This window comes from Streptomyces sp. NPDC032161 (assembly GCF_040636995.1).
In the GTDB taxonomy this organism is placed as follows: domain Bacteria; phylum Actinomycetota; class Actinomycetes; order Streptomycetales; family Streptomycetaceae; genus Streptomyces.
Map to the genome: position 1 here is coordinate 1 of NZ_JBEZVN010000029.1, position 25,535 is coordinate 25,535.

Sequence of the window (25,535 nt, forward strand, 5' to 3'; positions counted from 1 at the left end):
CGCACCGCAGTCATCTCGTCCGGAGTCACACTCACTCAACGCGATATCGAACCCGAAAGACACGCACCACGGCCAACCTGACCAAGCACTACTAGCCCCGGTCCCAGGTGGCCATCCCGAACTTGTCGAACGTGGCGAAGAAGCGGTCGTGCCCGGACTGGCCGGCCGGGAAGTCCTGCATCGACCAGGCCCGTATGATCTCCCGCCGGAACGCCGCGTCGGTGCGCGCGTCGGCGGCCGGCCGGGTACCAGGACCGCACGGCGGCGCCACGGCCGTCATCGTGGCGTCGATGCACAGGCCCTTCTCGCCCGCGAGCTTGATCAGGAACTCGGTCGTGGCCGCGCCCGATAAGTGATTGTGCAGATCACCTCCCTTGGGCAGCGCTTTGAAGAACGCGCTCAGCCGCTCCGGCCGGTTCCGCAGCGAGTCGAGGTGGGCGGAGGTCCGCTGCTCGGCCGGGGTCACCGCACGGGGTGAGAACTGGGCGACGGAACGCGGCGACGCGTTCCCGGCGGGGGCTCTGCGAAGATGGCGGCCATGGGCTGCAACTTCTCCTGAGCGGACGGCGGTATCCGCACCGATCCGCCCGGCGGATGCCGGGCTTCGTCAGCGTGCCTGCCCGGCGCGCGTGATTCAGGAGACACGACCAGTCATGTCCGTTCGTTCCGCATGCCCCGCCCTCGACGACCGCATCGCCCGGTTGCGGCGGATCGCCCACGCCGACGACCGTCTCGAAGGCGTCCTGCTCTACGGGTCCTGGACCCTGGGAGAGGCCGACGCCCACTCCGACATCGAGGCGTACCTCTACGTCCACGACGACCGGCTCCCCGATTTCGACGGTCCCGCCTTCCTCGGGCAGCTCGCTCCGCTCAAGCTGGCGTACACCAACATGTACGGAATCCTCGCCGTGGTCTTCGACGACCTGATGCGCGGTGAGTTCCACCTGACCGCCGCGGGTGCCGGGATCGAGGAAGTGCCCACGTGGCGGGGGATGGTGCACCTGCCCCGCCCCGAGGACGCCGTCCTGCTCGACCGGACCGGCCGCCTGACCCGGGCGGCACGGCAGCTGGCCGAGTTCCGCCCGCCCGAGCCGGCCGTCACCGCCCAGCAGCTCACCGACGAGTCGGTGAACTGGACACTCATGCTCGCCCACGTCCTGGCCCGTGGTGAGATCGCCCGAGCCCATGCCCTGCTGCACACCGTCGTGGCGCCGCAGCAGCTCCAGCTCTGCCGCCTGCTGCGTGGCAGCACCGCCCACTGGCTCACCCCGAGCCGGGCGCTGGAACACGACCTGCCCGCCGCCGACCGTGATCGTTACACGGCGACCACCTCCGCCGCCCGGGAGGCGGAGGTGTGCAGGGCGGCACGCGAAAGCTGGCGCTGGAGCCGGGAGCTGGCCGCCGAGGCGGCCGACCGCTGGGCCGTCCGTCTGCCGTACGGACTCCACGACGAGATCAGCGGCCTTCTGGACGGCCCGCGCCGAAGTTGACGGCCCGCGCCGAAGTTGACGGCCCGCGCCGAAGTTGACGGTTCACACCGAAGTCGGTGGCCCGGGCCGAAGTTGACGGTCCGGGCCCGAGCTCGACGGCCCGGGCGCCGGTCCTCAGCGGTTCACCCGGCGGCTCGGCCCAGGAGAGGGCGTGCAGCGGCTCGCCCAGTGGTTCATGCAGCGGTTCATCCATTGGATCATTCAGTGGTTCGTCCGGCTTCCGTGCCGGTCCGGCCTCGCGCCCTGGGCCCCGGCATGACAACTCCCTGTGACACACGTGCGGTTGTAGCTTCTGCGCCTCTTCCTGGTTCGTCGCGCGTTGGACACTCTGGGTATGCATTGTCATTACGCAGAGTGGAAAGGTATAGATCATGACGACGATGGAACGGCGCGAAGCGGCGGAGGGGAAAGTGCGGGCGGCGGAGGATGCGGTGGCACGGTTGAAAGAAGGTTTCTCGGGGGTGGGGATCACGCTGCCGTCGTTGCGGGTCGATCCGGTGTCGTGCGCCGGGAGTGATCCCACGCCGCTGGTGGAGCTCGGCCGGTGCAACCTCGACACGGCGCTGCGGCTGAGCGTGGTGCTGGAGGCAGAGGGGAGGGCCGGACATGACCGGTGAGGACGTCGAGCCGGGCGCCCAGGATTCGGGGGGTGCGCAGGAGACGCACGGTGCGCAGGTTTTGCCGGGGGCGTCGGTGTCACCGGGGGTGCCTGAGCCCGGGACGTTCGCGGTGGACGCGCGGGACGGACGGGTGGGGCGTGTGATGGGGAGCGTCGGGCCGTACGTACAACTTCGGGCGCCGGGCGGCGGGGCGGAGTGGGACTGCCCGCCACACCTCGTGCGGGCGGCGCCTCCGGGGCTGGTGCTGCGGGCGCGGGTGACGGAGGTCAACCGGGAGGGGCGGCTCCCGCGCTGAACGCGGGACACGCCGATGGCCCAGGCCGACACCGTGCGGCGACCGACCTGGGCCCTTGCGGGGATGCACGGTGGATGTGCGGGGTGCGGGCGGTCTGGCGGCCGGATCGGTCAGGGGGCCTGGTGCCCGGGAGGCCAGGTGGCCGGGCGCGGTCCTGTGGCTCCCCGAGCCCTTCGGCACGACGCTGCTCAGGGGTGATTTCCCTGTGTGACGGGACGGGACGGGACGGGGCCGGGCAGCGACCCGACGCGCGCCGGACAAAGACCGGAGGGCGATCGGACGAAGACCGCGGGGTGACCGGACGGTGGAGAGGGCGGCACCCGGAACGGGTGCCGCCCTCTCCGTGTCGTTCACCTGGTCACAGGCCCGCGGGTTCCTTTGCCTGGTCCGGCCCCGGACCAGGGGCCGGGGCCGGTGCCGTGCCCGTGGCGGTGCCGGGGGCACCGGAGGCCGTGGCACCCGCCGGTTCCTGCGAGACGTTGAACTCGGCCAGCAGTTCCTTGCCGAAGCCGAAGAAGTACGTGGCGAGGAAGCCGGCCAGGTAGCCGACCAGCAGCCCGCCGCCGTAGATCGCGACCGTGGTGCCCAGACCGCGGTTGCCGTCGAGGAGCGGGAACAGGGCCCAGCCGGAGGGGCCGATGGCCGTGGAGCCGACCTTGTCCCCGAGCTGGTTGAACAGGCCGATGAAGCCGCCGCCGAACGCGCCGCCCACGCACGCCGTGATGAACGGGCGGCCCAGCGGGAGGCTGACACCGTAGATCAGCGGCTCACCGACGCCGAGCAGACCGGCAGGGAGGGCGGACTTGATCGTGCGGCGGACCGAGCCGTTGCGGGGCAGCCGGAAGTAGACCGCCACGGCCGCACCGACCTGGCCGGCGCCCGCCATCGCGAGGATCGGGAGCAGGACCGTGTAGCCCTGCTGCTCGATCAGGGTGGTGTGGATCGGGATGAGCGCCTGGTGCAGGCCCAGCATCACCAGGGGCAGGAACAGGCCGCCGAGCACGAAGCCCGCGCCCGCGCCGCCGTTGGCGAGCAGCCAGTCGGCGAACGAACCGATCGCGGTGGAGACCTCGCCGGCCACGAACATCAGGCCGAAGATCGTCACCAGGCCGGAGACCAGGACCGTGAGTGTCGGGGTGACCAGGACGTCCAGCGCCTCGGGCACCCAGCGGCGGCACCACTTCTCCACGTACACCGCGAGCACCGCCGCGCCGAGCGCGCCCAGCACACCGCCCTGTCCGGGGGAGAGCTTCTGGCCGAACGCCTCGATGTTCGCGACGCCCGGGAAGACGATGATCGCCGCGACCGCGCCGCCCAGGACCGGCGTACCACCGAACTCCTTCGCCGCGTTGAACCCCACGAACACGGCGATCAGCGCCATGAACCCGGACGCCATCGCGGCGAGCGCGGGCGTGACCGAGGTCAGCCAGCCCAGGTTCACCAGCAGGCCGTTGAGACCCGCGATGATGCCGCAGCCGATGAGTGCCGGGATCAGCGGGACGAAGATGTTCGCGATCCGGCGCAGGAAGAGCTTGAACGGGGTGGCGTTCTTCGCCTTGCGCGCCGCCTTCATCGCCGCGCCCTGAGAGGCCAGTTCCTCCGCGGAGGCGGCCTCCGAAGCGGACGCGGAGGCGGGATCGGGTGCGGGGGCGGGCCCGGTGGTGGGGGCGGACGCGGGCGCCGGGGTGGCGGCCTCCTTGCCCTCCTCCACCAGCCGTTCGAATTCCGGTGTGACCCGGGCGACGGTGCCCGGGCCGAGGACGATCTGGTACGTGTCGTCCTCGACCACGCCCATGACGGCGGGTATCGCCTTCAGGGCCTCGTCGTCGACGAGCGAGCGGTCGTGCAGACCCAGCCGGAGCCGGGTCATGCAGTGGGCGATGGAGTCGACGTTCGCGGCGCCACCGACGAGCGGAAGGATCGCGGCGGCGGTGGCGCGGTTCTTGTCTTCTGGTGCCATGGTGCGGGGTGCCTTGCTGTGCGGGGGTGGTGCCGATGGTTCAGGTGGTGCTGGTGGTTCGGCTGGTTTCGGTTGTGCTGGTCGTGCTGGTCGTGCTGGTTGTGCCAGCGGTGCCGGCGGTTTCGGTGGTTCGTGGGGCGGCGGCGAGGGCGGCCCGGAGATGGCCGCCGGACGCGGCCAGCAGGCTCTCGGCCGTGGGGCCGTCGACCTGGCCGAGGATGGCGAGGATGGCGTTCTTCACCTCGCCGTCGGTCGCGGTGAGCGCGGCCTCGATCTCGGTGTCGGACGCGCCGGTGGCGAGGGAGACGATCCGGCGGGAGCGTGCGCGCAGCTTGTCGTTGGAGGCGCGGACGTCGACCATCAGGTTCCCGTACGTCTTGCCGAGCCGGATCATCGTGATCGTCGAGATCATGTTGAGGACGAGCTTCTGGGCCGTACCGGCCTTGAGCCGGGTGGAGCCGGTGATCAGTTCGGGGCCGACGACGACCTCGATGCCGTGCTCGGCCGCGGCGGCCAGCGCCGAGCCCGCGTTGCAGGACAGCCCGATGGTCAGCGCGCCCTTGGTGCGGGCGTGCTCGACGGCGCCGATCGCGTACGGCGTGCGGCCGGAGGCGGAGATGCCGACCACCGTGTCGTCGGCGGTGAGCCCCAGGGCCTCCAGATCGGCGGCGGCCAGCTCCTTGCTGTCCTCGGCGCCCTCGACGGCCTTGACCATGGCGGACGGGCCGCCCGCGATCAGGCCGACGACCTGGGACGGGTCGGTGTTGAAGGTGGGCGGGCACTCGCTGGCGTCCAGCACACCGAGCCGGCCCGCGGTGCCCGCGCCCGCGTAGATCAGCCGACCGCCCCGGGCCATGCGCTCCGCCGTGCCGTCGATCGCCGCGGCGATCTCGGGCAGCCGGGCGCCGACGGCGGCCGGGACCGACTGGTCCTCGCCGTTCATGATCCGGGCGATTTCGAGCGTGCCCAGCCGGTCGATCTCGGCCAGCTCAGGGCGGAACGCCTCGGTGGTGAGCGTGTCGAGCTGGGCGCGGAGTTCTCCGTACCCGGCGGGGGAGGTGGCTTCGGCGCCCGTACGGTCGGCGTCGGTCGTGGAGGTCATGGAGGAAGGCTCTGCTTTCTCTTTCTCGGTCTCGTACGGTTTCGCGGGTGCGGGTGCGGGTGCGGGTGCGGGTGCGGGTGCGGGGCCTGGGGCGGGTGGTCGCGGTACGGATGTGCTGCGAGGCGCCCGGGCCGGCCCGGGCGTCAGCGCGGGCGTGGGGTGTGGCGGTGGGCCAGTGCCTCGTAGGAGGCGGCGAGGGCGGGGGCGGCCGTTTCGTAGGTGCGCTGCGCGACTCCCACGAACAGGCAGTCGACGACGAGCAGTTGACTCGTGCGGCTCGACATCGCGGCGGGTCTCAGCTCGGTCTCGCGGGCGGTGGACGTGGTCAGCACGTGATCGGCGTACTGCGTCACGGGGCCGTCGGGGCGGCCGGTGATCGCGATCGTCGTCGCGCCGTGGTCGAAGGCGACCCGCAGCGGCTCGATGACATCGACGGTGGAACCGGAGTGCGTGATCGCTATGGCGACATCGCCGGAACGCAGCTGCACGGCGTTGGTCACCGCAAGGTGCGGGTCCGTGTGGGAGTGCGCGATCAGGCCGATACGGGCCAGCTTCTGCGCCAGGTCCTGGCCGACGAGGGAGGAGGCGCCCACGCCGTAGATGTCGATGCGGCGCGCGGCGGAGGCGGCGGCCACGGCGGCACCGAGCTGGACCGTGTCGAGCCCGGCGGCCGTGTCGGCGAGGGTCTGCTGCTCGTCGTAGGCCAGCTTCGCGACCACGTCGGCGATGGGGTCGTCGACCGCTATGTCGGCGGTGACGGACGGCGCCCGGCCCGACTGCTGGTGCGCCGCGAGGCCGGCGAGGGCGAGGCGCAGATCGCGGTAGCCGGGGTAGCCGAGGAGGCGGGCCGTACGGACCACCGTCGCCTCGCTGGTGCCGGTGAGCTCGGCGAGACCGGTGACCGTCAGGGCGGCGCAACCGGCGGGATCACCCGCGACGGCTTCGGCGACACGCTGCATGGAGCGGGTCATCGACGGCGCGAGCGTACGCACCTTGGCCGCGAGGGCCGCAGGGGCGGGCGGGGAGTCGGCGCTGAAACTTTCCTTCAGGTCGTTGGTCACATTTGAAAGATATTTTCAACCCGAGGGTCCGTCAACCCCCTCTTCGGCGGTCCCGTGCCCGGGAGTCGCTTTTCGGCCCCTGCCCGGAAGCTGGTTTCCGGGCAGGGGACCGCCGAAGAGGGGAGTCCGCTCGCGAGCCGACGGCCTCGCGGGTCGGGTGACAATGGGCGTATGGAGATGAATCCCTTGGAACAGGCGTTGCATACGGCCCGCGCACTGGTGATGGCCGATCTCGCCGCGGGCGGCGTCGCCGAGGCCGGGATCGTCTCGCTGGTCGAGGACGCGGTGACGCATCGCCGCTGGTGGGTCGAGCAGTGGCCCGAGGGCGTCGCGTTCGTCGTCGGTCTGGTCGCTCAGGACGTGCAGGACGCGCTGCTCGAACGGTACGGGCGCTGGCCGCTCTGCCCGGTCTGCGACGCGGGCGACCCGCATGCCCTGGACGTCGAGCCGGAGCTGGGCCCGGACCCGCACTGGGTGTGCACGAAGGCGGCCGTCGCCGTGGCGCCGGTCGGTTCGCTGGGCGGGATAGCGCGCCGGTGACGGTCTACATCGACCCGCCGCAGTGGCCGGGGCACGGGCGGCTCTGGTCGCACCTGGTCAGTGACGTGTCCTTCGAGGAACTGCACGCCTTCGCGGAGTCCATCGGCTGCCCGGGGGGCGCGTTCGACCGGGACCACTACGACGTACCGGAGTCGCGTTACGAGGACGCGGTGCGTGCCGGGGCGAAGGAGATCGACTCGAAGGAACTCGTCCGGCGGCTCACGGCCGCCGGGCTGAGACGGCCCAAGGGGCGTCCGGCCCCGATCCCGGCCCTGGTCCCGGCTCCGGTCCCGGTCCCGGCTCCGGTTCCGGTCCCCCGGGCCCACTGAGTGGGACGGGCCCACTGACGGGGACGTAGCCGCCGGACCGTGCCCGTCCCAGGGCATCCAGGGCGCTCAGGCCCCGGTGGTGCCCGTCTCCGCGCCCACCTCCGAGGCCGAGGCCGAGACCGAAGGCGAAGCCGTGGACGTGGTCGAAGCCGTGGACGTCGTCGATGCCGACGCCTTCGCGGCGGGTGAGCCGGTCACCCGCAGGGACCTGCCCCCACGACCGTGCAGCCTCAGCGAGAACACCACGGCCACCAGCGCCAGCACGGTCATGGCCGCTCCCGCCCACGCGGTCGCCGCGAAACCGAGGTCGGCGTCGATCACGGCACCGCCCAGCCAGGGGCCGCCCGTGTTGCCCAGGTTGAACGCGGCGGTCGTGGTCGCGCCGGCCAGCGTCGGCGCGGCGCCCGCGACGTTGAACATCCGGGCGTTGAGCGCCGGGGCCGTGTAGAACGCGGACACGCCCAGCAGGAACGAGAGCCCGATCGCGGCCACCTGGTACGACGCGAGCAGCGCCAGCGCGACCAGGAACACCGTCGAGGCCGCGATGCCGCTCATCAGCACCCCGAAGAGATGCGCGTCCGCGACCCGGCCGCCGATCGCCGTACCGACCAGCGCACCGATCCCGAACAGCGCGAGCACCGTCGGCACCCACCCGGAGTCCAGCCCGGCCACATCCGTGAGCAGCGGGGCCAGGTAGCTGAACGCGCAGAAGACACCGCCTGCGGCAAGGGCCGTGATCACGATCGACAGCCACACCTGACGGTCCCGGTAGATGACCAACTCCTCCCTGAGCCGCGGCTTGCGCTCCGGCAGCGGAATGCGGGGGATCAGCGTCACCACGCCGACCAGCGCCACGGCGGACGCCGCGCCCACGGCCCAGAACGCCGAACGCCAGCCGAGGTTCTCGCCGAGCAGGGCCCCCAGGGGCACGCCCAGCACGTTGGCGATCGACAGGCCGCCGATCATCACGGCCATCGCGCGGGCCCGCGCGTTCATCGGCACCATCGCGATGGCGACCGCCGCACCCACCGCCCAGAATCCGGCGCAGGCGAAGGCGCTCACGATCCGCGACGCGAACAGCACCTCGTACGTCGGCGCCAGTGCGCCCACGACCTGTCCGAGGCCGAAGACGGAGATGAGGGAGATGAGTGTGGTGCGGCGCGGCAGTCGCAGGGTGGCCACGGCGAGCAGCGGGGCGCCGATCACCATGCCGATCGCGAAGGCGGATATGAGCAGTCCGGCACGGGGGATGGACACGTTCATGTCGTCGGCGATCGGCGGCAGCAGACCGGAGAGCATGAACTCGCTGGTGCCCAGGGCGAAGACGGAGAGACCGAGGATGTAGACGGCCAGGGGCATACGGGAAGGACGAGCGGCGGAGTCGAGCATGACTGCTGACAACCGCCCTCGCCGTCGAGTCATTCCCTCCGACGGCGCTTTTACGCAGGTGTCACCTGAAAACCGGAGGATGCCCCGGCCTTCAGGCCGGGGAGGAATCCGGCTTCCCGCGCAGCGGGGCATGGGCGGCCGGATCGCCGTCAGGGCGATCCGGCGTCTCGGGAGCAATGGCGGCGAGGCCGACCTCGATCAGGTGCAGGATCTCGGAGTTGAGGGACCGCCGGTCCGCGGTGGCCTGGGCGGTCAGCTGCGCGTGAAGGTCGTCGGGGATTCTGAGATTCAACTTGACCATGGCCCTATTATAGGGCCATCATGGGGCCTGTGGCGACACTGAAAGACTGCCGAGGATGCCGGGTACGCCCGGTACACCTACCGGCTCCGCGTGTCGTCGACCGCCGTGCGCCTGCTCGAAGCCGAATGGGGCCGGTGCAGGTGGATCTGGAACGAGTGCGTCGCCAAGTCCAAACAAGTGCACCAGTACAGCAAGGCCACCGGCGAGGAGCAGACCTGCGGCTCGGCGCAGCTCGACAAGATGCTGACCGGGGCCCGCAAGAAATCACCGTGGCTGGCCGAGGGCTCCTCGGTGCCGCAGCAGCAGATCATCCGGCACTTCGGCAAGTCCCGGGCAAAGGCGCTGAAGGACATCAAGGACCGGCTGCCGGTGCGGCAGCGTGCCGGGATGCCCAAGTGGAAGAAGAAGCGTGAAGCTGATCCGTCGCTGAACTACACCAAGCGCGGCTTCCGTCTGAAGGACGGCCGCTTGCACCTGGCCGGCGGGATCGTGCTGACCGTGGTGTGGTCGCGAGACCTGCCCGCCAACCCTTCGAGTGTGCGCGTGTACCGCGAGAGCCTCGGCCACTGGTATGCGTCCTTTGTCGTACCCGCGCGGGCCGAACCGCTGCCGGAGGCCGGCCGCGCGATCGGTGTCGACTGGGGCGTGAAGGAGACCGCCACCACCACTTCGGACGACCATGACCTTCCGCATGCCGAGCACGGGAAGAAGGCGCAGCAGCGTCTGGCGCACTATCAGCGGTTGCTGGCCCGCCGTCAGCCGAAACGCGGCCAGGCCGGATCGAGGGGGCACAGGGCGGCGAAGCGGCAGGTCGCGAAGCTCCACAAGAAGGTTGCCCGTCAGCGTCAGGACACGGCCCGCAAGTGGGCGAAGAAGGTTGTCCGCGACCACGACGTGATTGCCGTGGAGGACTTCAAGCCGAAGTTCCTCGCGAAGTCGACGATGGCACGCAAGGCTGCGGATGCTGCCATCGGCGCCACGAAGGCGGCCCTGGTGGAGATGGGCCGCAAGCACGGGTGGGATGTCCGTCTCGTGAACCCCAAACACACCACGATGGACTGCGCGCAGTGCGGTGCGAGAGCCAAGCAGGCACTTCCGCTGTCGGAACGAACGTACACCTGCACCGCGTGCGGAGCCGAGTCCCCGAGGGACAAGAACTCCGCACGCGTGATGCTGGTCCGGGCTGGTCTCAACCCGGCTGATGCTGAGGGTGCAAGCCCGCCCGGGGCGCTGCTCCGGGCGGCAGCCTGAGTCAGGAATCCCCTCCCTCCGGGGAGGGGAGGATGGCAAACACCCGCCATGTACGGTGCGGTGCGTGCGCCGGCCGTGCCCCGGCCCGTCATCCGGTGCTCCTGCCCGTCGTCGGGCGAACGTGCCTCAGCGGTCGAGCAACTCCAGCTCGGTCAGCAGGTTCTGCCGCGCGCGGGGCTCCCAGTGCTCCGTCCCGTACGGCGTGCGGAACAGGCAGGGCAGGCTGAGCAGTTGACGCAGTACGGTCGTCCGCCCCTCCCGGAACGCGTCGTCGGGCACGAAGTCGTACTCCTCGCGCACCTGTGCCGCGTAGGCGGCGTACTCCTTCGGGGGCGCCGCCAGGATCGCGAGGTCGGCGTCGCACAGCACTTCGCCGTCGGCGTCGCCGTCCGCCGGATCGTGGGTGACGGTGAGCCGGACGAGCCGGGCCACCTCCGCGGTGACGTCGTCGGGTACGCCCGCCTCGGGCAGGGCGCGTTCGGCGAGGGCGGCGCTGCGTTCCTCGTTCTCGGACCGGTCGGGCCGGTACACCGCGTCGTGGAACCAGGCGGCCAGACGCACGGCGTCCGCGTCGGCCGCGTACGCGGCGAGCGTGTCGACGTGGTCGAGCACCGCGATCAGGTGCGCGGTGGTGTGGTAACGCCGCTGAGGCTCGGCCCATCGGGACAGCAGATTGTCCGCGTACGGCCCCGGATCGGGTCCGGGAGCCCCGCGCCGGGCGGCGACGAGCGTCTCCCGCCAGCGGTCGCGGAGCCGGGCCTCGGCGTCGTCCTCCTCGTGGGCGCTGTGTCCGCGTGAACTCTCGGTCATGGCCCGACCCTAAGGGCTGTCCCGCAATCCCTGGCGGGCGCACGGCGCTGATTGCCGCCACTGCTGCCGTCGCCGCCGCCGTCACCACCGACGGCCTCCGCCGATGACCATCGCTGCCGCCGCCGCTGCCGTGTGGCTGTTGCCGTTGTCGTCGGCCGGGATTCGCGGACACGCGCGACGGGGCCCGCCGGGCCTGGAAGCGGCCGGGCGGGCCCCGTCGGGGCGGGAGGGGAAGGGCCTACGACGCGGCCCGGAACCCCCGCAGCCGCAGCGAGTTGCCGACCACGAAGACCGAAGAGAACGCCATCGCAGCGCCCGCGATCATCGGGTTGAGCAGTCCGGCCGCGGCGAGCGGCAGGGCGGCCACGTTGTAGGCGAAGGCCCAGAACAGGTTGGTTCGGATGGTGCCCAGCGTCCGGCGGGCGAGCCGGATGGCGTCCGCCGCGGCCCGCAGGTCCCCGCGCACCAGGGTCAGGTCACCGGCCTCGATCGCGGCGTCCGTTCCCGTACCCATCGCCAGGCCCAGGTCGGCCTGGGCGAGCGCCGCCGCGTCGTTCACGCCGTCGCCGACCATGGCGACGGAGCGCCCCTGGGACTGGAGTTCCTTGACGACGTCGACCTTGTCCTCGGGCATGACCTCCGCGTACACCGTGTCGATCCCGACCTCGGCCGCGACGGCCTCGGCCACCGCCCGGTTGTCGCCCGTCAGCAGGATCGGGGTCAGGCCGAGGGCCCGCAGCCGCTCGATGGCCTCCGCGCTGGTGTCCTTCACCGCGTCGGCGACCTCCAGGACCGCACGCGCCTCGCCGTCCCAGGCGACCGCGATGGCCGTCCGGCCCGCCGCCTCCGCCTCGGCCTTCTGCCGGGCCAGCTCGACCGGCAGGTGGATCTCCCACTCCGCGAGCAGTTGTTCGCGGCCGACGAGGACGGCGTGGCCGTCGACGATGCCCTGGACGCCGAGTCCGGGGACGTTGGTGAAGTCCTCGGGGGTGGGGAGGGGGGTGCCGGTGCGTTCGGTGGCGCCGGTGGCGACGGCCTGGGCGATGGGGTGTTCGGAGGAGTGTTCCAGGGCGCCGGCGAGGCGCAGGACTTCGGTCTCGGTGGTGTCCGTGGTGGTGTGGACGTCGAGGAGGGTCATGCGGCCGGTGGTGACGGTGCCGGTCTTGTCCAGGACGATGGTGTCGACGCGGCGGGTGGTCTCCAGGACTTCGGGGCCCTTGATCAGGATGCCGAGCTGGGCGCCGCGGCCGGTGCCGACCATGAGGGCGGTCGGGGTGGCCAGGCCCAGGGCGCACGGGCAGGCAATGATCAGTACGGCCACGGCGGCCGTGAACGCCGCGGTCAGCCCCGCCCCGTTGCCGAGCCAGAAACCGAGCGTGCCGAGCGCGAGCGCGATGACGACCGGGACGAAGACGGCCGAGATCCGGTCCGCGAGGCGCTGTGCCGCCGCCTTGCCGTTCTGCGCGTCCTCGACGAGCCTGGCCATCCGGGCCAGCTGCGTGTCGGCGCCGATCCGGGTCGCCTCGACGACCAGCCGGCCGCCCGCGTTGAGCGTGGCCCCCGTGACCGAGTCGCCGACCCCGACCTCCACCGGCACCGACTCACCCGTGAGCATCGACGCGTCCACGGCCGAGGCGCCCTCCACGACGATGCCGTCGGTGGCGATCTTCTCGCCGGGACGGACCAGGAAGCGGTCGCCGACCTGGAGTTCGGCCGTCGGCACGGTCACCTCACGGCCGCCGCGCAGCACGGTGACCTCCTTGGCGCCCAGTTCGAGGAGCGCCTTGAGGGCCGCGCCCGCCTTCCGCTTGGAGCGGGCCTCGAAGTAGCGCCCGGCGAGGATGAAGGCGGTGACCCCGGCGGCGGCCTCCAGGTAGATGTTCCCGGCGCCGTCGCTGCGGCCGATCGTCAGCTCGAAGGGGTGGGTCATGCCGGTCATCCCGGCCGTACCGAAGAACAGCGCCCACACCGACCACAGGAACGCGGCCGAGGTGCCGACCGAGATCAGCGTGTCCATCGTCGCCGCCCCGTGCCGGGCGTTGGTCCAGGCGGCCCGGTGGAACGGCCAGGCGGCGTACGTGACGACCGGAGCCGTCAGCGTCAGCGCGAGCCACTGCCAGTAGTCGAACTGGAGCGCCGGAACCATCGACAGGGCGATCACCGGCACGGCGAGGGCGACGGCGGTGACCAGCCGCTGCCGCAGCGGCCGCAGCTCGTCGTCCTCCGCACCCTCGGCGGGGGAGTCCTCGGTGCGTACCGGGGGAGCGGGTTCGTGTGCCGTGTAACCGGTCTTCTCGACGGTGGCGATCAGGTCCTGTACGGAGATGTCCTCGCCCCGGTAGCTGACCTTGGCCTTCTCGGTGGCGTAGTTGACCGTGGCCTCGACCCCGTCCATCCGGTTGAGCTTCTTCTCGATGCGGGCCGCGCAGGAGGCGCAGGTCATCCCGCCGATCGCGAGCTCGACCTCTGCGGTGGCGCCGGCGGCCGTGCCGGAACCGGTGGCGGTGGTGGCGGTATGCGCGGACACGATGTCCTCCCTGGCGGAGACCTCATACCCCTGGGGGGTATGCCTACTCCTTCAGGTATACCCCCCTCCCCTATTAAACGCAAGACGGAAATGCCCGGGCCGCCCGGGAGTGCGTGCGTCCGGAGGCAGGATGCGTCCGAGCTCACGGCCCTTCGGCTCGCATTCGGGCTGTGTCCGTGGGTGATCTCCCCGTAGGCTGGCCATTGGACTAGACCTGTTGACCTATTGCCGCTTCCTGGAGGATTGGGTTCCGATGAGCAACCGTGCAGTCCTGGAGGTGATCGCTCTCGACGCGGAGGACGCGGTCGCCGCCCAGGCGGGTGGTGCGGACCGGCTTGAGCTGGTCACCGACATGGCGGCGGACGGCCTGACCCCGTCCTGTGCGACCTTCGTGGAGATCCGGGCGGCGGTGGACATCCCGCTGCGGGTGATGATCAGGCTGGCGGACGGCTTCGCCGCCGGTGATCCCGACGTCCTCGTGGCCAGGGCACGTGAGCTGCGCGAGGCGGGCGCCGAGGAGTTCGTCCTCGGCTTCCTCGACGCCGAGGGCGGCCCGGACCTGGTCGCCGTCGAGCGGCTCGTCGCCGAACTGGAGGGCTGCCGCTGGACGTTCCACCGGGCGATCGACCGCGCCGCCGACCGGGACGCGCTGCGCAAGCAGCTGGCGGACCTGCCCGGCCTGGACACCTACCTCACGGCGGGCTCCCCGAAGGGCGTCGACGACGGCATCCCGACCCTGGTCGCCGAGGCGGCGCGCAAGGACGAACCCGGCTACGAGCCGCGGATCCTGGTGGGCGGCGGACTCCGCCTGGACCATCTGCCGGAGCTGCTGGCGGCGGGCATCGACGCGGTGCACATCGGTGGAGCGGCCCGCCCGCAGGGCTGGTCGGGCCCGGTGGACGCGGCGGCGGTACGGGAGTGGCGGACGGTCCTCGACGCGTGACGGTCCTCGACGCGTGAGGGTCCCCGAGGCGTGAGGGTCCTCGACGCGTGAGCGGGGAGGGGCACCGCCGGCCGGGTGCCCCGATGGGCGGATGCCTTCGACGGGGTACGGGCCACGGGCCGTCCCGCCCGCACCCGGTCCGGTACCGGCCCCGTCCCGGACCCGGGCTCCGTCCGGTCCGGCACCGGCTTCTGTCCCCGTGCCGCCAGGTCTGTATCTGGTCCGGTACCGGCCCCTGCCCCCGTGCCCGGGTCCGTATCCGGACCGGCACCGGCCCCCGTCCCGCACCCAGCCCCGTATCCGGTCCCGTGCCGTACCGGCCTCCGTACCCCGGCCGTTACGCCAACTCGGCCGGCAGCGCCGTCGCGTGCACGACCGTCAGTCCGGACACCGCGCGGGTCAGCGCCACGTACAGCCGCCGCAGCCCCGTGCGCGTGTCCGGTTCGCCGTCCACCACCGCCGCGGGCTCGTCCAGCACGACGTAGTCGTACTCCAGACCCTTCGCCAGCGACGCCGGAACGAGGGTCAGCCGGGCCTCGGCCGACGTCTCCTCACCGGGCGAGAGATACGCGTGGCCCGCGGCCGTCAGCGCCTCGGCCAGCGCCGGAACGCGTGCGTCGGCCGCGATCAGCCCGATCGAGCCCTCCCGGGTCAGCGACTCCTCGCAGGCCGCCAGCACCGCCGCGTCCAGCTCCGCCGGACCGGCCACCGCCCGTACCTCCAGCGAACCCGGCGACTCCCGCACCGACTCCACCTCCGCGAGCCCCGGCGAGATCACCGGCAGCAGCCGGGACGCGTACGCGATCACCTCGCGCGGCACACGGAAGCCTGCCGTCAGCTCCTCCACCACCGCGTCCGGCTTGCCCAGATGGCGCAGGGCCTGCGTCCAGCTCTCCGTGGACCACGGCGTCGTGCCCTGCGCCAGGTCGCCGAGGACCGTCGCCGAACCCGTCGAACAGCGGCGGCCCACCGCCCGGTACTGCATCGGGGACAGGTCCTGCGCCTCGTCGAGCACCACATGGCCCAGCGAGTGCGTCCGCGTCACCAGGTCACGCGCCTCGTCGATCAGGACCGCGTCCGCGGTTGACCACTTCGCCAACCGCACGCTCCGGGCGGGCTTCACCCACAGGATCGCCTTCCGCTCGTCCTCGGTGAGCAGCCCGTCCGCGTGCGCGGCCAGGAACTCCGCGTCCGAGAGCAGCCGCAGCACCAGCTTGGCCGGGTCGACGGCCGGCCAGATCGCCTTCACGGCCGCCTTCACCGCCGGGTTGCGGGCCACCGCGTTCTGCACCCGGTCGTCGGGCGCCTCGCCCGCCTCCTCCATCCGGACGAGCACGGCGTGCGCGATGCGCTGGGGGAGCGCCTCGTGGGCGGCCCCGTACCGCATGTCCCGGGCCAGCAGTTCGGCGACGATCTCCTCCAGTTCGTACGCGGGCACCCGCCAGCGGCGCGAACCGCGCACCACCACGACCGGCTCGGTCGGCATCGTCACGTGCGAACGGATGGCCCGCCGCAGCACTTCGGCCATCCTGGCGTCGCCCTTGACGACGGCGGCCTCCGCCGCGTCCGTACCGCGTACCTCGATGCCCGCGGCGCCCGGCGCGCCCGCCACCGCGCCCGCCGCGCCCGCGGTCACCAGGTCGTCGACGGTCGCCTGCTTCACCTCCAGCTCGCCCAGGGCCGGGAGCACCTGCTCGATGTAGTGGAGGAACGACCGGTTCGGCCCGATGACCAGCGTCCCGGTCCGGGCCAGCCGCTCGCGGTGCGCGTAGAGCAGGTATGCGACCCGGTGCAGGCCGACGGCGGTCTTGCCGGTCCCCGGACCTCCCTGGACGCACACCGTCCCGCCCAGGCCGCTGCGGACGATCTCGTCCTGCTCGGGCTGGATCGTCGCGACGATGTCCCGCATTGGACCGACACGGGGCCGCTCGATCTCCGCCTGGAGGAGCCTGCTGGTCCGCTCGGCCTCCGCCGGATCGGTGAGGTCCTCGTCCTCGTACGCGGTCAGTTCACCGCCGGTGTACCCGAAGCGGCGGCGTCGGCCGACGTCCTGCGGATCCTTCTTCGACGCCCGGTAGAACGGCTGCGAGACGGGTGCGCGCCAGTCGATGACCATCGGGTCGCCGTCGGCGTCGTGGACGTGACGGCGACCGATGTAGAACCGCTCTCCCCCGGCCCCCTCGGCCTGATCGGCGCCCACCTCGTGCAGGTAGTCCAGACGCCCGAAGAAGAGCGGGGTGTGGGCGAGATCGGCGAGGGACTTGATGCGCTCGTCGATCTGGGACTGGAGAACGGCCGCGTTGACCCAGTTCGCGGTGACATCGCGGATGTCGAGGGCCTGGACGTCCTCGCGCATGGCGCGCAACGCGGAGCGGGACGCGGCGAGATGGGCGCGCTCCCGGACCAGCGGATCGGTGGTGACGCTTTCGTGTTCGTGCGCGGGCACGGTGTTGCCTCCGGCTGTTCAACGCAGGACGGCGGACCGCGGATCACCCCTCGCGCGGTACGGGTCCGGCACGGCTCGGCACGGCACGGCCGGGCCGGGGTGGGGCGATGCGGTCCGCTCGGGGATCGATCACGGGGTACGTACACGGTGGTGCGCGCGTACGTACGGATGTCGGCCGGTTTCCGTCCGGTCGGCGGCGCTCCCCCGGCTGCCGGCGCGGGCCGGTACCACGGTGCGGGAGGCGGGCAGACCGGCGATTGTATCGGCCGTTCCGGTCGGGGGCGAACGGTTTTCGCCAGGGCCGCCGACGGGACCATTCCGGGGTCCCCGCGTCGCCCCGGGCCGTCTCCCGGTACCCGGGCCGTCTCCGGGACGGCGGGCCGCGTCCCGTAGGGGACGGGGGCGCGCGGGTCCGTCGTGGAGACGACCGCGTACGACCCCAGGGCTACGCGTTCCGCCCGCCGGTTCCGCCCGCGGGCCGATGTCCGCGGGCATCGGGCGCAGGACCATGGAACACATGAGCACCGTTACCTTGAACCCCCGCAGGACCGGCCCCGCGCACGGCACGGCGGCGGCCACCGGTCACCCGCACACCCACCGCTTCGGCGACGCCCTGCGCGCCGTCAAGGTCTACGCCCGCGCCGCTTTCGGAGTGGTCGTCATGGGCGAGTACGCCGAGGAGGCGGGCATCCGCACCCGCACCCGCTGAGCGGCGCGCCGAGCCACCACCCGGTCGCCTCCCCGCAGCGAGGAGAGGACCAGCCGCTCCCGTAACGAGGAGGACCCGCCGCTCCCCGGACGGGAATCAGCCGCCGCTCAGCAGCTCGTCGGCGTCGACGATCCGGTACGCGTACCCCTGTTCGGCCAGAAAACGCTGGCGGTGCGCCGCGAAGTCCTGGTCGATCGTGTCGCGGGCCACCACCGAGTAGAACCGGGCCTCGTGCCCGTCCGCCTTCGGCCGCAGCACCCGGCCGAGCCGCTGCGCCTCCTCCTGCCGCGAGCCGAACGTCCCCGACACCTGGATGGCGACCGTCGCCTCCGGGAGGTCGATCGAGAAGTTCGCGACCTTCGACACCACCAGGACGCTGATCTCGCCCTCGCGGAACGCGTCGAACAGCTTCTCCCGCTGGGCGTTGGTCGTCTCGCCCTTGATCACCGGCGCGTCCAGGTGTTCGCCCAGCTCGTCGAGCTGGTCGATGTACTGCCCGATGACCAGGGTCTGCTCGCCCTTGTGCTTGCGCACCAGCGCCTCGGCCACCCTGCGCTTCGTCTCGGTCGTCGCGCAGAACCGGTACTTCTCCTCGGCCTCCGCGGTCGCGTAGGCGAGCCGTTCCGAGTCCGTCAGATCGACCCGTACCTCGACGCAGTCGGCGGGCGCGATGTAACCCTGCGCCTCGATCTCCTTCCACGGGGCGTCGAACCGCTTCGGCCCGATCAGCGAGAACACGTCCGACTCGCGGCCGTCCTCGCGCACGAGGGTCGCGGTGAGCCCGAGGCGCCGCCGGGCCTGGAGGTCGGCGGTGAACTTGAAGACGGGCGCGGGCAGCAGATGCACCTCGTCGTAGACCACCAGGCCCCAGTCGCGGGAGTCGAACAGCTCCAGGTGCGGGTAGACGCCCTTGCGGCGGGTCGTCAGTACCTGGTACGTGGCGATGGTGACCGGCCGGATCTCCTTGCGCGTACCGCTGTACTCGCCGATCTCGTCCTCGGTCAGCGAGGTCCGCTTCACCAGCTCGTGCTTCCACTGCCGGGCCGAGACGGTGTTCGTCACCAGGATCAGCGTGGTCGCCTTGGCCCGCGCCATCGCACCGGCCCCGACCAGCGTCTTCCCCGCGCCGCAGGGCAGCACCACGACACCGGAGCCGCCGTGCCAGAACCCCTCGACGGCCTGCTCCTGGTAGGGCCGCAGCGCCCAGCCGTCCTGGTCGAGCTCGATGGCGTGCGCCTCGCCGTCGACGTAACCGGCCAGGTCCTCGGCGGGCCAGCCCAGCTTCAGCAGCGTCTGCTTGATCTGCCCGCGCTCCGACGGGTGCACGGCCACCGTGTCCGGGTCGATCCGCGCCCCCACCAGCGGCCGGACCTTCTTCGACCGCAGCACTTCCTCCAGCACCGGGCGGTCCGTGGAGGTCAGCACGAGTCCGTGCACCGGGTGCTTGGAGAGCGTGAGGCGGCCGTACCTGGCCATCGTCTCGGCGATGTCGACAAGCAGCGCGTGCGGAACCGGGTAGCGCGAGTACTGCACGAGCGCGTCGACGACCTGCTCGGCGTCGTGCCCGGCGGCGCGCGCGTTCCACAGCCCGAGCGGAGTCAGCCGGTAGGTGTGGATGTGCTCGGGCGCCCGCTCCAGCTCGGCGAACGGCGCGATGGCGCGACGGCAGGCATCGGCCATGTCGTGGTCGACTTCGAGGAGCAGTGTCTTGTCGCTCTGGACGATGAGGGGTCCGGTCACGCGCGTCGGCCCTTTCTGCTGCGGGGAGCGGCCGGGAACGGCCAAACGTCCAGTCTGCCGCATGTGCGGGCCGGGTGCGTGGGTCGTGCGCCACAAGGCCCGGGCCGGACGCGGGCACCGGGAGCGCCGGGGGCACGTGGAGGCGGACGACCGCTCGTCGCCACCGATCGCCATCCGGAGCGCGCCGAGGTGAGACTGTCAGGCTCGACCACACGGTGAAGCTGTGCCTCGCCGACGGTGCGGGGCATACTGCGGAATCCGCGATGGCTCTCCTCCGCTTCGCGGACCTCGGTGTGTCCGGACTCGAGATCAAGGAGCAGGACGCTGCGGCGCGGGAGGAGCACGAGCGGATCACCCGGGCGCTCAGGGACGTGCTGGGGGACAAGGTCCGGATCCAGCACGATCACGGCAAGCGCGTGCGTGTCGAGCACCGCACGGCAGATGGCGTTTTCCCTCTCGACCTCGCATACGAATCGAGTGGGACGCGGACGTGGATCGGCCTCATCGGCCCGGTGATCACCACGTTGTCGGAGGGGGGTGTTCTCTGCGTGGACGAGTTGGACGCGCGTCTGCACCCGTATCTCGTGGATGCTCTGGTCGGCGTGTTCCAGTCGCCCGAGACCAATCGGGCCGGAGCCCAGCTGGTGTTCAGTACACACGAGGCAGCTCTGCTCGGCCGGAATGTCCGGACCGGTGTTCACGGCGTCGCATCGTCGGCCAGTTCGGCCACGCCCGTGATGCGGTGCAGCGGGTACGTGCGGACGCCGTCCGCCGTGTGGTCGTAGGCCGTCACGTAGCCGCCCTCGACCTTCACCGGGGCGATGACGTGCTGGCTCGCGGCGCCCTCGGCGTTGACGTAGCCGATCCAGAGCGCCGAGCCGGTCAGCGCGGCGGCCTGGACGGTGGCGAGGGTCTCGGCGGCGGACGTGCGGGGCAGCGAGCCGGGCGGTGCGGGCGGGGCGTCGGAGTCCTGGTCCCGTTCCTTGCGGGGCGCGGTCGCGGCGGCGTCCCCGGCGCGGATCGCCCGGATCGCGGCGCCGAGCAGGGTGGGGTCGGGGACCGGGGGTCCCTCGGGCACGGGGGCGGGGGCTGTGCGGGGCGGGGTGCGGTGGGCGCCCGCGCGAGTGATCAGGACATCACCCTCGGCCGACTCGGCGGCCGGAGCGTAGCCCATGTCGCGCAGCCCTTCGAGCAGGGACGCCGGGTCGACCGGGGCGGCCAGGACCGTCGGGGCGAGGCGGCGCAGGCGCAGGGCGGACGCGCGCTTGTCGGCGAGGATCTCGTTCAGCACGGTCTCGTCGTCGCAGCGCACGTACGAGGAGGCGGCGCCGATCCGCAGATGGCCGTGGCGGCGGGCCACGTCGTCGATGAGGTAGCTGAGCGGCTGCGGCACCGGCGTGCGGCTGTGCGTGGCGAGGAACGCGTGCAGGTCGGCGGCCGACCGCCCGGCGTCCAGGGCGCGACGTACGGACCCGGGCGTGAACCGGTAGACGGTGGCGCCGCCCTTCGACTCGATCTCCGCCAGCACGGAGAGCGTGTCGGCCAGCGGGCGTTCCAGCGGGCCGGGCGCGACGGCCGTCAGGTCGGCCTGGAGCAGGACGTGGTCCAGCGGCTCGGGGATCAGCGGGGCGAGCAGCGCGGCGGCCTCGGCGGGGCCGGACGCGAGCAGGGCCCGGGTCTGCGAGGCGAGCGCGCCGCGGCCGGTAATGCCGAGGAGTTCGGACTCGTTCAGCGTCCACAGGGCGATCCGGGTCCGCAGGTCCCCCGTGTCCCCGTCGGAGCCGGAACCGGTGGGGGAGGAGGAACCGGTGGCGGCAGGGGAAGGGGACGCGGCGGCACCGCGCAGGGGGCGTTCCCAGCGGAGCCGGGCGAGGACGGTGCCCGGGTCGGGGGCGGTGCCCGGTTCCAGGGCGGCGAGGAGTGCGAGGACCCGGTGGCGCACCTCGGGCGCGGCCGAGCGGTCGAGCCCGGGGCCAAGTGCGGACAGGGCCCGGCCCTTGGCGTCCTGACCGCCGACCAGGCCGGAGGTCCGGGTGGCGGCGAGCCAGGCGGTGGCGAGGTGCGCCCAGCGTTCCTGGGCGGGGAGTTCGGCCCAGTCGTCGTACGCGGGCGTCGGAGCGTACCGTTCCTCGGCCTCCCCGTCGGAGGCCACCAGCCCTGCCGCGTAGGCGAGTTCGATCCAGAACGCGGCGACCGGTTCGGGGACGTCGAGGGCGGCGGCGGTCCGTTTCAGGTCGCGTACGCCGATCCCGCCGGCCCGCAGCGTCGTGGGGCCGCCGCCGTTCCAGCCCTTCAGCAGTTCCTCGACGGTCGACACCGCCAGGAACGCCTGTCCGGCCGCGGCACTGTCCACGGCCCGGGGATCGCGGTGCGCGACCGCTTCGACGGCGGGCGGCCGCGGCTCCGGTGCGCGGTGGGCGCGTCCGGCCCGCAGGTGCAGGGCGGCCTCGCGGGGCAGCACCACGGTGCGGGCCGACACGGGCAGTAGCAGGCCGCGGTCGCGCAGCCACCGCACGGGCGGGGCGGGATTCGGGGTGACCTCCCCGTACGGCGGCCCCCACACCAGCCGGTCCAGGACGGACAGGGCCTCGGCCGGGGCGGTGTCCAGGAGTTCGGCCATGGCGGCCCGGTCCGTGAAGAGACCGGTCAGGGCCGCCACGGCGGAGACCGGGTCATGGGTCGCGGTCAGCCCGGCGGCGGCCAGGATCTCCTGGAGACGGCCGGGCGACATGCCTGCGGTGGCCTCCGCGACGGTCGGGCCCAGGCCGGTCGGGGAGGGGTGCCGCGGGGACGGGGCGAGGAGTTCACGCGCGGTGCGGACCAGGCGCAGCCGGTCGTCCTCGCCCCACACGAGGGCCTGTTCGCGCAGGGTGCCCAGGGCGGCGGGCAGCGCGTCCGTGATCGCCTCGGTGAGCGCCTCGGCGGTGGTGCGGGTGTGCGCGGCGTCGTGCCGTTCGCCGTGACCGTCGCCGTGCGGCCGTCCGCCGTCCTGCTGCTTGTCGCCGCCGTTCCGGCCTTCGGTGTCCCGGGCGCCGGTGCCCGGGTCTTCGGTGTCCTGCCCGTCGCTGTGGCCGTCGCCGGTGAGCAGGCCGAGCAGCGTCTCGTACGAAGCGGGGTCGGGGGCCACGGCGAGCGCCTCGGCGGTCTGGAGCGCGAACCGGTCGAGGCGTTCCAGCGCCCGTACGACGGAGGCGCGGGTACCGGCCCTCGTCGCGAGCTGGGTGATGTCGTTGGGCACGGGGGTGAGGAGATCGGGGCGGGCACGCAGCAGCCCCGCCAGCGACTCGTCGTCCCGGGCGCGGAGGGCCTCGGCGAGCGTCCGTGGTGGTGTGGTCGTCCCCATCCGTCCCACCGTAGTCGTAGTCCGTGGCGGGGAGCCTCCATCCGGCGTCGCCCCGCGTTCCGTAGCGGTCGCTCCCGGCGGGTCGGGGCGCTACCGTCGGCGGTGCAGGGCGGCGGCAGGAGGGGAACCAGCGCGTGGGGATCGAGAGCGACCAGCTCGTCTACGACTATCTGAGCCGGGTCGGCGACCTGGCACAGCAGCAACAACTGCCCTCGGGCACGCGGATGAGGCTCGTGTCGACGCTCCGGGGCGAGATCGACCGGCAGCGCCGTGAGCAGCCGGCGGACACGCCGGCGGCCGTCCGGCGCATCATCGGCAGGCTCGGCACGCCGGATGAACTGGTCGCCGCGGCCGCCGAGCCGGGCGACGGACCGGTGGAGCCGCCCCCCGAGCGGCCGGAACGTGCTGTCCCCGCTCCCCGTGAGACGCGCAGGGGGTTGCTGAGGAAGGACGTCTTCGGCAGGGGGGCGGCACGGGCGGCTTCCGGTACCGGTACGGGGACGGAGCCGGGGGCCGGCACGGGTGCTGAGGTGTCGGCCGCCGGGCCGCAGAGCCCGGACGACCGACGGCGCGGTCGGGGAAGCCGGGAGGGGCGGGAGAGCCGGGACGGCCAGGACAGCTGGGAAGGCCGGGACGGCCGGGACGGCCGGGAGCGCGAGGGCGGTGGTCCGGAGGAACCGGAAGCCCCGGAGGGCCCGGCGAACCACGAGGCCCCGCCGCCGATGGCCGGACGGGTCCCCTCGCCGCCGCACATGGCGGGGACGGACGAACTGGGTCCGTCCGGCGGCGAACCCGACTGGTGGCTGGTCGAGCCGGGACCCTTCGGCGCCGGGGTCGACGTGCCCGGGTTCACCGGGGGTGTCGAGATCCCGGCCATGATGCGCCCGCCGTCGGCCGGGGACACCGTCCCACGCCCCCGTACGGCCAGGGACGAGCACGCGGACGGGGTGGACGAGGAGGAGTCCTCCGACGAGGGTGCCGACCCCGACGAGGCGGCGCCGCCGCGCCGTCGGCTCCTCGGACTGCTCCGCCGCGCCCCGCGCGAGGCGGAGGAGGGCGCGGCGCGGAGGGGCGGGTTCTCCCACCCGCTGCTGCTGGTCGCCGCCGCGCTGCTGATCGCGGGCGCGGTGCTGGGCTCCTGGCTGGCCCTGGCGGGCGGCTGGCTGCTCGCGTACAGCTCGCGCACGCTGTCCCGCGCCGAGGCCAAATGGGCGGCGATGGGCCTGCCGGGCGTGGTCGTGGCGGGCGGGATCGTCTGGCTCTGGGGCCGCATGGAGGGCCGCTGGGGAGAGCCGATCGCGCAGGACGGCCTGGCGGAGGCGATGGGCGGGATGTGGCCGGTGACGGTCCGGACGGCCGCGGTGGCCTCGGCGGCGTTCCTGGTCTGGCGGGCGCGTCGACGGGCCGGGTGAGGCCGACGGGCCGGGCCGACCACGTGGGGCCACTCCCGTGTCGTTCACGCGGGCTCCGTGGGGCCCATGCAGACCGCATGGGCCCCACGGACCACACAGCCCGACAGGTCACGCGGGCCGGGTTCGCCCGCCATTTTGTTGACGTGTCACCGTGTCACCGCGTCAGCGTGGCACCGCGTCACCGCGTCAGCGTGGCAGCGCGCCAGCCCGCCGGTCACTTCGTCATGTCCGTCCGCAGCTCGTCGAGGATCCTGTCCGCGGCCGTGTAGCCGATGCCCGCGATCCACAGGCGGTCGTCGACCTCGAAGACCTTTCCGGCCTTCGACGCCTTCAGCCCCTTCCACAGGCCGCCGTCCATCGTCTTCTTCGTCCCCGCCTTCTCCGGGCTGCCGTACGTGGACGTGAAGATGACGTCCGCGTCCGCGAGGTCGATCTTCTCGGGGGACACGTCGTACGAGAAGCCGTCCTTGGCCTTGTCGGTGATGGCCGGGCGGCCGAGGCCGAGGTCGCCGAGGATCGAGCCGATGTAGTTCTGCTTGCCGTAGATGCGGATGTCGGCGCCCTCGACGAACCGGACGAAGTTGACCTCGGTCGCGGCGGCCTTCTCCTTGCCGCCGAGCGCCTTCGTGATCTCCGCGACTTGGGCGTCGTACGCGGCGACGACCTTCTTCGCCTCGTTCTCCTTGCCGAGGGCCTGCGCGTGCAGCTGGAAGTTCTGCTTCCAGGCGGAGCCGGTGGATTCCGTCATCACGGTGGGGGCGATCGCGCTGAGCTGCTCGTAACGGTCGCCGTCACGGACCTTGCTGGTCAGGATCAGGTCGGGCTTCAGCGAGGCGACGGTCTCCAGGTTGGGGTTGGCGATCTCGCCGACCACCTCGATGCCCTTGGTCTTCTCGGCGGGCAGGTAGGCGGGGAAGCCGTCCTCCGTCGCCGAGTGCGTCGCGCCGACCGGCCGCACGCCGAGGCTGAGCGCGGAGTCCAGCTCACCGGTGTCGAGGACCACGACGCGCCGGGGGTCCACGGGGACCTTCACGTCGCCCATGGCCGTCTTGACGGTGTGGGTCTTGGCGGAGGCGGCGTCACCACCGGAATCGGAGGAGCCGCCGGAGTCCGAGAAACCGCAGGCGGAGAGCGCGAGCGCGCCGGTCAGGGCGAGCGCGCCGAGGGAGAGGCCCCGGCGCCAGGCGAGGGTGGTCATGGTCGGCCTTTCATCGAGGGTGTCGAGTGCGGGGTGCTCGCCGGTACGGGCCGGGCGCGAGCGCTGTTA

20 protein-coding genes and 1 pseudogene are annotated in these 25,535 nt (G+C 72.5%); 9 read left to right on the forward strand and 12 right to left on the reverse strand.

Going from position 1 to position 25,535, the window contains the following annotated elements:
* Positions 1 to 94 precede the first annotated feature (94 nt).
* Positions 95 to 478 (reverse strand): annotated as a pseudogene (locus tag AB0E67_RS29340) (adenosine deaminase); the annotation flags it as partial.
* 175 nt (positions 479 to 653) lie between these two features.
* Here AB0E67_RS29340 and AB0E67_RS29345 point away from each other — a divergent pair.
* A complete protein-coding gene (locus AB0E67_RS29345; RefSeq protein ID WP_362032124.1) occupies positions 654 to 1,490 on the forward strand; it encodes a nucleotidyltransferase domain-containing protein in 837 nt (278 codons plus the stop codon).
* A 371-nt stretch (positions 1,491 to 1,861) separates the two neighbouring features.
* Positions 1,862 to 2,107 (forward strand): hypothetical protein, encoded by a 246-nt coding sequence (locus tag AB0E67_RS29350; RefSeq protein WP_362032126.1) that lies wholly within the window; start codon positions 1,862 to 1,864, stop codon positions 2,105 to 2,107.
* Positions 2,108 to 2,763: 656 nt separating this feature from the next.
* Here the strand turns inward: AB0E67_RS29350 and AB0E67_RS29355 are convergent.
* The 3 genes from AB0E67_RS29355 to AB0E67_RS29365 form a co-directional block, all read right to left on the reverse strand.
* Positions 2,764 to 4,365, reverse strand: coding sequence for a PTS transporter subunit EIIC (locus AB0E67_RS29355; protein ID WP_362032127.1), 1,602 nt, complete (start codon positions 4,363 to 4,365; stop codon positions 2,764 to 2,766).
* A gap of 40 nt (positions 4,366 to 4,405) precedes the next feature.
* Positions 4,406 to 5,467: an N-acetylmuramic acid 6-phosphate etherase gene (gene murQ, locus AB0E67_RS29360; protein ID WP_362032129.1), complete on the reverse strand. Its 1,062-nt coding sequence runs from the start codon at positions 5,465 to 5,467 to the stop codon at positions 4,406 to 4,408.
* 143 nt (positions 5,468 to 5,610) lie between these two features.
* Positions 5,611 to 6,528, reverse strand: a complete 918-nt coding sequence (locus AB0E67_RS29365; protein ID WP_362032131.1) for a MurR/RpiR family transcriptional regulator — start codon at positions 6,526 to 6,528, stop codon at positions 5,611 to 5,613.
* 171 nt (positions 6,529 to 6,699) lie between these two features.
* On the opposite strand from AB0E67_RS29365, the gene AB0E67_RS29370 reads away from it, so the two are divergent.
* Positions 6,700 to 7,068: a hypothetical protein gene (locus tag AB0E67_RS29370; protein WP_073789203.1), complete on the forward strand. Its 369-nt coding sequence runs from the start codon at positions 6,700 to 6,702 to the stop codon at positions 7,066 to 7,068.
* Positions 7,065 to 7,397, forward strand: a complete 333-nt coding sequence (locus AB0E67_RS29375; RefSeq protein ID WP_362032133.1) for a DUF4031 domain-containing protein — start codon at positions 7,065 to 7,067, stop codon at positions 7,395 to 7,397. The genes AB0E67_RS29370 and AB0E67_RS29375 overlap by 4 nt, the downstream gene beginning before the upstream one ends.
* Before the next feature lie 66 nt (positions 7,398 to 7,463).
* Here the strand turns inward: AB0E67_RS29375 and AB0E67_RS29380 are convergent, their stop codons facing one another.
* Together AB0E67_RS29380 and AB0E67_RS29385 are read right to left on the reverse strand one after the other, a co-directional pair.
* A complete protein-coding gene (locus AB0E67_RS29380; protein ID WP_362032134.1) occupies positions 7,464 to 8,756 on the reverse strand; it encodes a Cmx/CmrA family chloramphenicol efflux MFS transporter in 1,293 nt (430 codons plus the stop codon).
* Positions 8,757 to 8,877: 121 nt separating this feature from the next.
* A complete protein-coding gene (locus AB0E67_RS29385) occupies positions 8,878 to 9,087 on the reverse strand; it encodes an Arc family DNA-binding protein (protein ID WP_362032136.1) in 210 nt (69 codons plus the stop codon).
* A gap of 90 nt (positions 9,088 to 9,177) precedes the next feature.
* Between AB0E67_RS29385 and AB0E67_RS29390 the strand changes: the two genes are divergently transcribed.
* Positions 9,178 to 10,338 carry a transposase gene (locus AB0E67_RS29390; RefSeq protein WP_362032137.1) on the forward strand — a complete coding sequence of 387 codons (1,161 nt, stop codon included), beginning with the start codon at positions 9,178 to 9,180 and terminating at the stop codon, positions 10,336 to 10,338.
* Positions 10,339 to 10,464: 126 nt separating this feature from the next.
* Here AB0E67_RS29390 and AB0E67_RS29395 read toward each other — a convergent pair whose 3' ends face one another.
* Positions 10,465 to 11,148 carry a hypothetical protein gene (locus tag AB0E67_RS29395; protein ID WP_362032139.1) on the reverse strand — a complete coding sequence of 228 codons (684 nt, stop codon included), beginning with the start codon at positions 11,146 to 11,148 and terminating at the stop codon, positions 10,465 to 10,467.
* Positions 11,149 to 11,386: 238 nt separating this feature from the next.
* The gene (locus tag AB0E67_RS29400) at positions 11,387 to 13,675 is read right to left on the reverse strand and encodes a heavy metal translocating P-type ATPase (protein WP_362032141.1); all 2,289 of its coding nucleotides are present in this window, start codon (positions 13,673 to 13,675) and stop codon (positions 11,387 to 11,389) included.
* 253 nt (positions 13,676 to 13,928) lie between these two features.
* On the opposite strand from AB0E67_RS29400, the gene AB0E67_RS29405 reads away from it, so the two are divergent.
* Positions 13,929 to 14,618: a copper homeostasis protein CutC gene (locus AB0E67_RS29405; RefSeq protein ID WP_362032143.1), complete on the forward strand. Its 690-nt coding sequence runs from the start codon at positions 13,929 to 13,931 to the stop codon at positions 14,616 to 14,618.
* 337 nt (positions 14,619 to 14,955) lie between these two features.
* Here the strand turns inward: AB0E67_RS29405 and AB0E67_RS29410 are convergent, their stop codons facing one another.
* Positions 14,956 to 17,064: a UvrD-helicase domain-containing protein gene (locus AB0E67_RS29410; protein WP_362032145.1), complete on the reverse strand. Its 2,109-nt coding sequence runs from the start codon at positions 17,062 to 17,064 to the stop codon at positions 14,956 to 14,958.
* A gap of 517 nt (positions 17,065 to 17,581) precedes the next feature.
* Between AB0E67_RS29410 and AB0E67_RS29415 the strand changes: the two genes are divergently transcribed.
* The gene (locus AB0E67_RS29415; RefSeq protein ID WP_362032147.1) at positions 17,582 to 17,773 is read left to right on the forward strand and encodes a hypothetical protein; all 192 of its coding nucleotides are present in this window, start codon (positions 17,582 to 17,584) and stop codon (positions 17,771 to 17,773) included.
* 96 nt (positions 17,774 to 17,869) lie between these two features.
* Here AB0E67_RS29415 and AB0E67_RS29420 read toward each other — a convergent pair whose 3' ends face one another.
* Complete coding sequence (locus AB0E67_RS29420) at positions 17,870 to 19,513, reverse strand: DNA repair helicase XPB (protein WP_362032149.1); 1,644 nt, start codon at positions 19,511 to 19,513, stop codon at positions 17,870 to 17,872.
* A gap of 263 nt (positions 19,514 to 19,776) precedes the next feature.
* Between AB0E67_RS29420 and AB0E67_RS29425 the strand changes: the two genes are divergently transcribed.
* A complete protein-coding gene (locus AB0E67_RS29425; protein WP_362032151.1) occupies positions 19,777 to 20,298 on the forward strand; it encodes an ATP-binding protein in 522 nt (173 codons plus the stop codon).
* On the opposite strand, the gene AB0E67_RS29430 is transcribed toward AB0E67_RS29425, so the two are convergent.
* Positions 20,211 to 22,856: a helicase-associated domain-containing protein gene (locus AB0E67_RS29430; RefSeq protein WP_362032152.1), complete on the reverse strand. Its 2,646-nt coding sequence runs from the start codon at positions 22,854 to 22,856 to the stop codon at positions 20,211 to 20,213. The two genes, AB0E67_RS29425 and AB0E67_RS29430, sit on opposite strands and share 88 nt — an antisense overlap.
* A 134-nt stretch (positions 22,857 to 22,990) precedes the next feature.
* Here AB0E67_RS29430 and AB0E67_RS29435 point away from each other — a divergent pair, with 134 nt between their 5' ends.
* A complete protein-coding gene (locus tag AB0E67_RS29435) occupies positions 22,991 to 24,268 on the forward strand; it encodes a hypothetical protein (RefSeq protein ID WP_362032154.1) in 1,278 nt (425 codons plus the stop codon).
* Positions 24,269 to 24,482: 214 nt separating this feature from the next.
* On the opposite strand, the gene AB0E67_RS29440 is transcribed toward AB0E67_RS29435, so the two are convergent.
* Positions 24,483 to 25,466 (reverse strand): iron-siderophore ABC transporter substrate-binding protein, encoded by a 984-nt coding sequence (locus AB0E67_RS29440; protein ID WP_362032156.1) that lies wholly within the window; start codon positions 25,464 to 25,466, stop codon positions 24,483 to 24,485.
* Positions 25,467 to 25,535: the final 69 nt, after the last annotated feature.

What these genes read in the sequence shown, in the direction of transcription:
- AB0E67_RS29405 (WP_362032143.1), top strand. Translation starts at nt 13,929, where the DNA reads ATGAGCAACCGTGCAGTCCTGGAGGTGATCGCTCTCGACGCGGAGGAC.
- AB0E67_RS29415 (WP_362032147.1), top strand. Translation starts at nt 17,582, where the DNA reads ATGAGCACCGTTACCTTGAACCCCCGCAGGACCGGCCCCGCGCACGGC.
- AB0E67_RS29385 (WP_362032136.1), bottom strand. Translation starts at nt 9,087, where the DNA reads ATGGTCAAGTTGAATCTCAGAATCCCCGACGACCTTCACGCGCAGCTG.
- murQ (WP_362032129.1), bottom strand. Translation starts at nt 5,467, where the DNA reads ATGACCTCCACGACCGACGCCGACCGTACGGGCGCCGAAGCCACCTCC.
- AB0E67_RS29345 (WP_362032124.1), top strand. Translation starts at nt 654, where the DNA reads ATGTCCGTTCGTTCCGCATGCCCCGCCCTCGACGACCGCATCGCCCGG.
- AB0E67_RS29425 (WP_362032151.1), top strand. Translation starts at nt 19,777, where the DNA reads ATGGCTCTCCTCCGCTTCGCGGACCTCGGTGTGTCCGGACTCGAGATC.
- AB0E67_RS29350 (WP_362032126.1), top strand. Translation starts at nt 1,862, where the DNA reads ATGACGACGATGGAACGGCGCGAAGCGGCGGAGGGGAAAGTGCGGGCG.
- AB0E67_RS29380 (WP_362032134.1), bottom strand. Translation starts at nt 8,756, where the DNA reads ATGCCCCTGGCCGTCTACATCCTCGGTCTCTCCGTCTTCGCCCTGGGC.
- AB0E67_RS29395 (WP_362032139.1), bottom strand. Translation starts at nt 11,148, where the DNA reads ATGACCGAGAGTTCACGCGGACACAGCGCCCACGAGGAGGACGACGCC.
- AB0E67_RS29370 (WP_073789203.1), top strand. Translation starts at nt 6,700, where the DNA reads ATGGAGATGAATCCCTTGGAACAGGCGTTGCATACGGCCCGCGCACTG.
- AB0E67_RS29440 (WP_362032156.1), bottom strand. Translation starts at nt 25,466, where the DNA reads ATGACCACCCTCGCCTGGCGCCGGGGCCTCTCCCTCGGCGCGCTCGCC.
- AB0E67_RS29430 (WP_362032152.1), bottom strand. Translation starts at nt 22,856, where the DNA reads ATGGGGACGACCACACCACCACGGACGCTCGCCGAGGCCCTCCGCGCC.
- AB0E67_RS29355 (WP_362032127.1), bottom strand. Translation starts at nt 4,365, where the DNA reads ATGGCACCAGAAGACAAGAACCGCGCCACCGCCGCCGCGATCCTTCCG.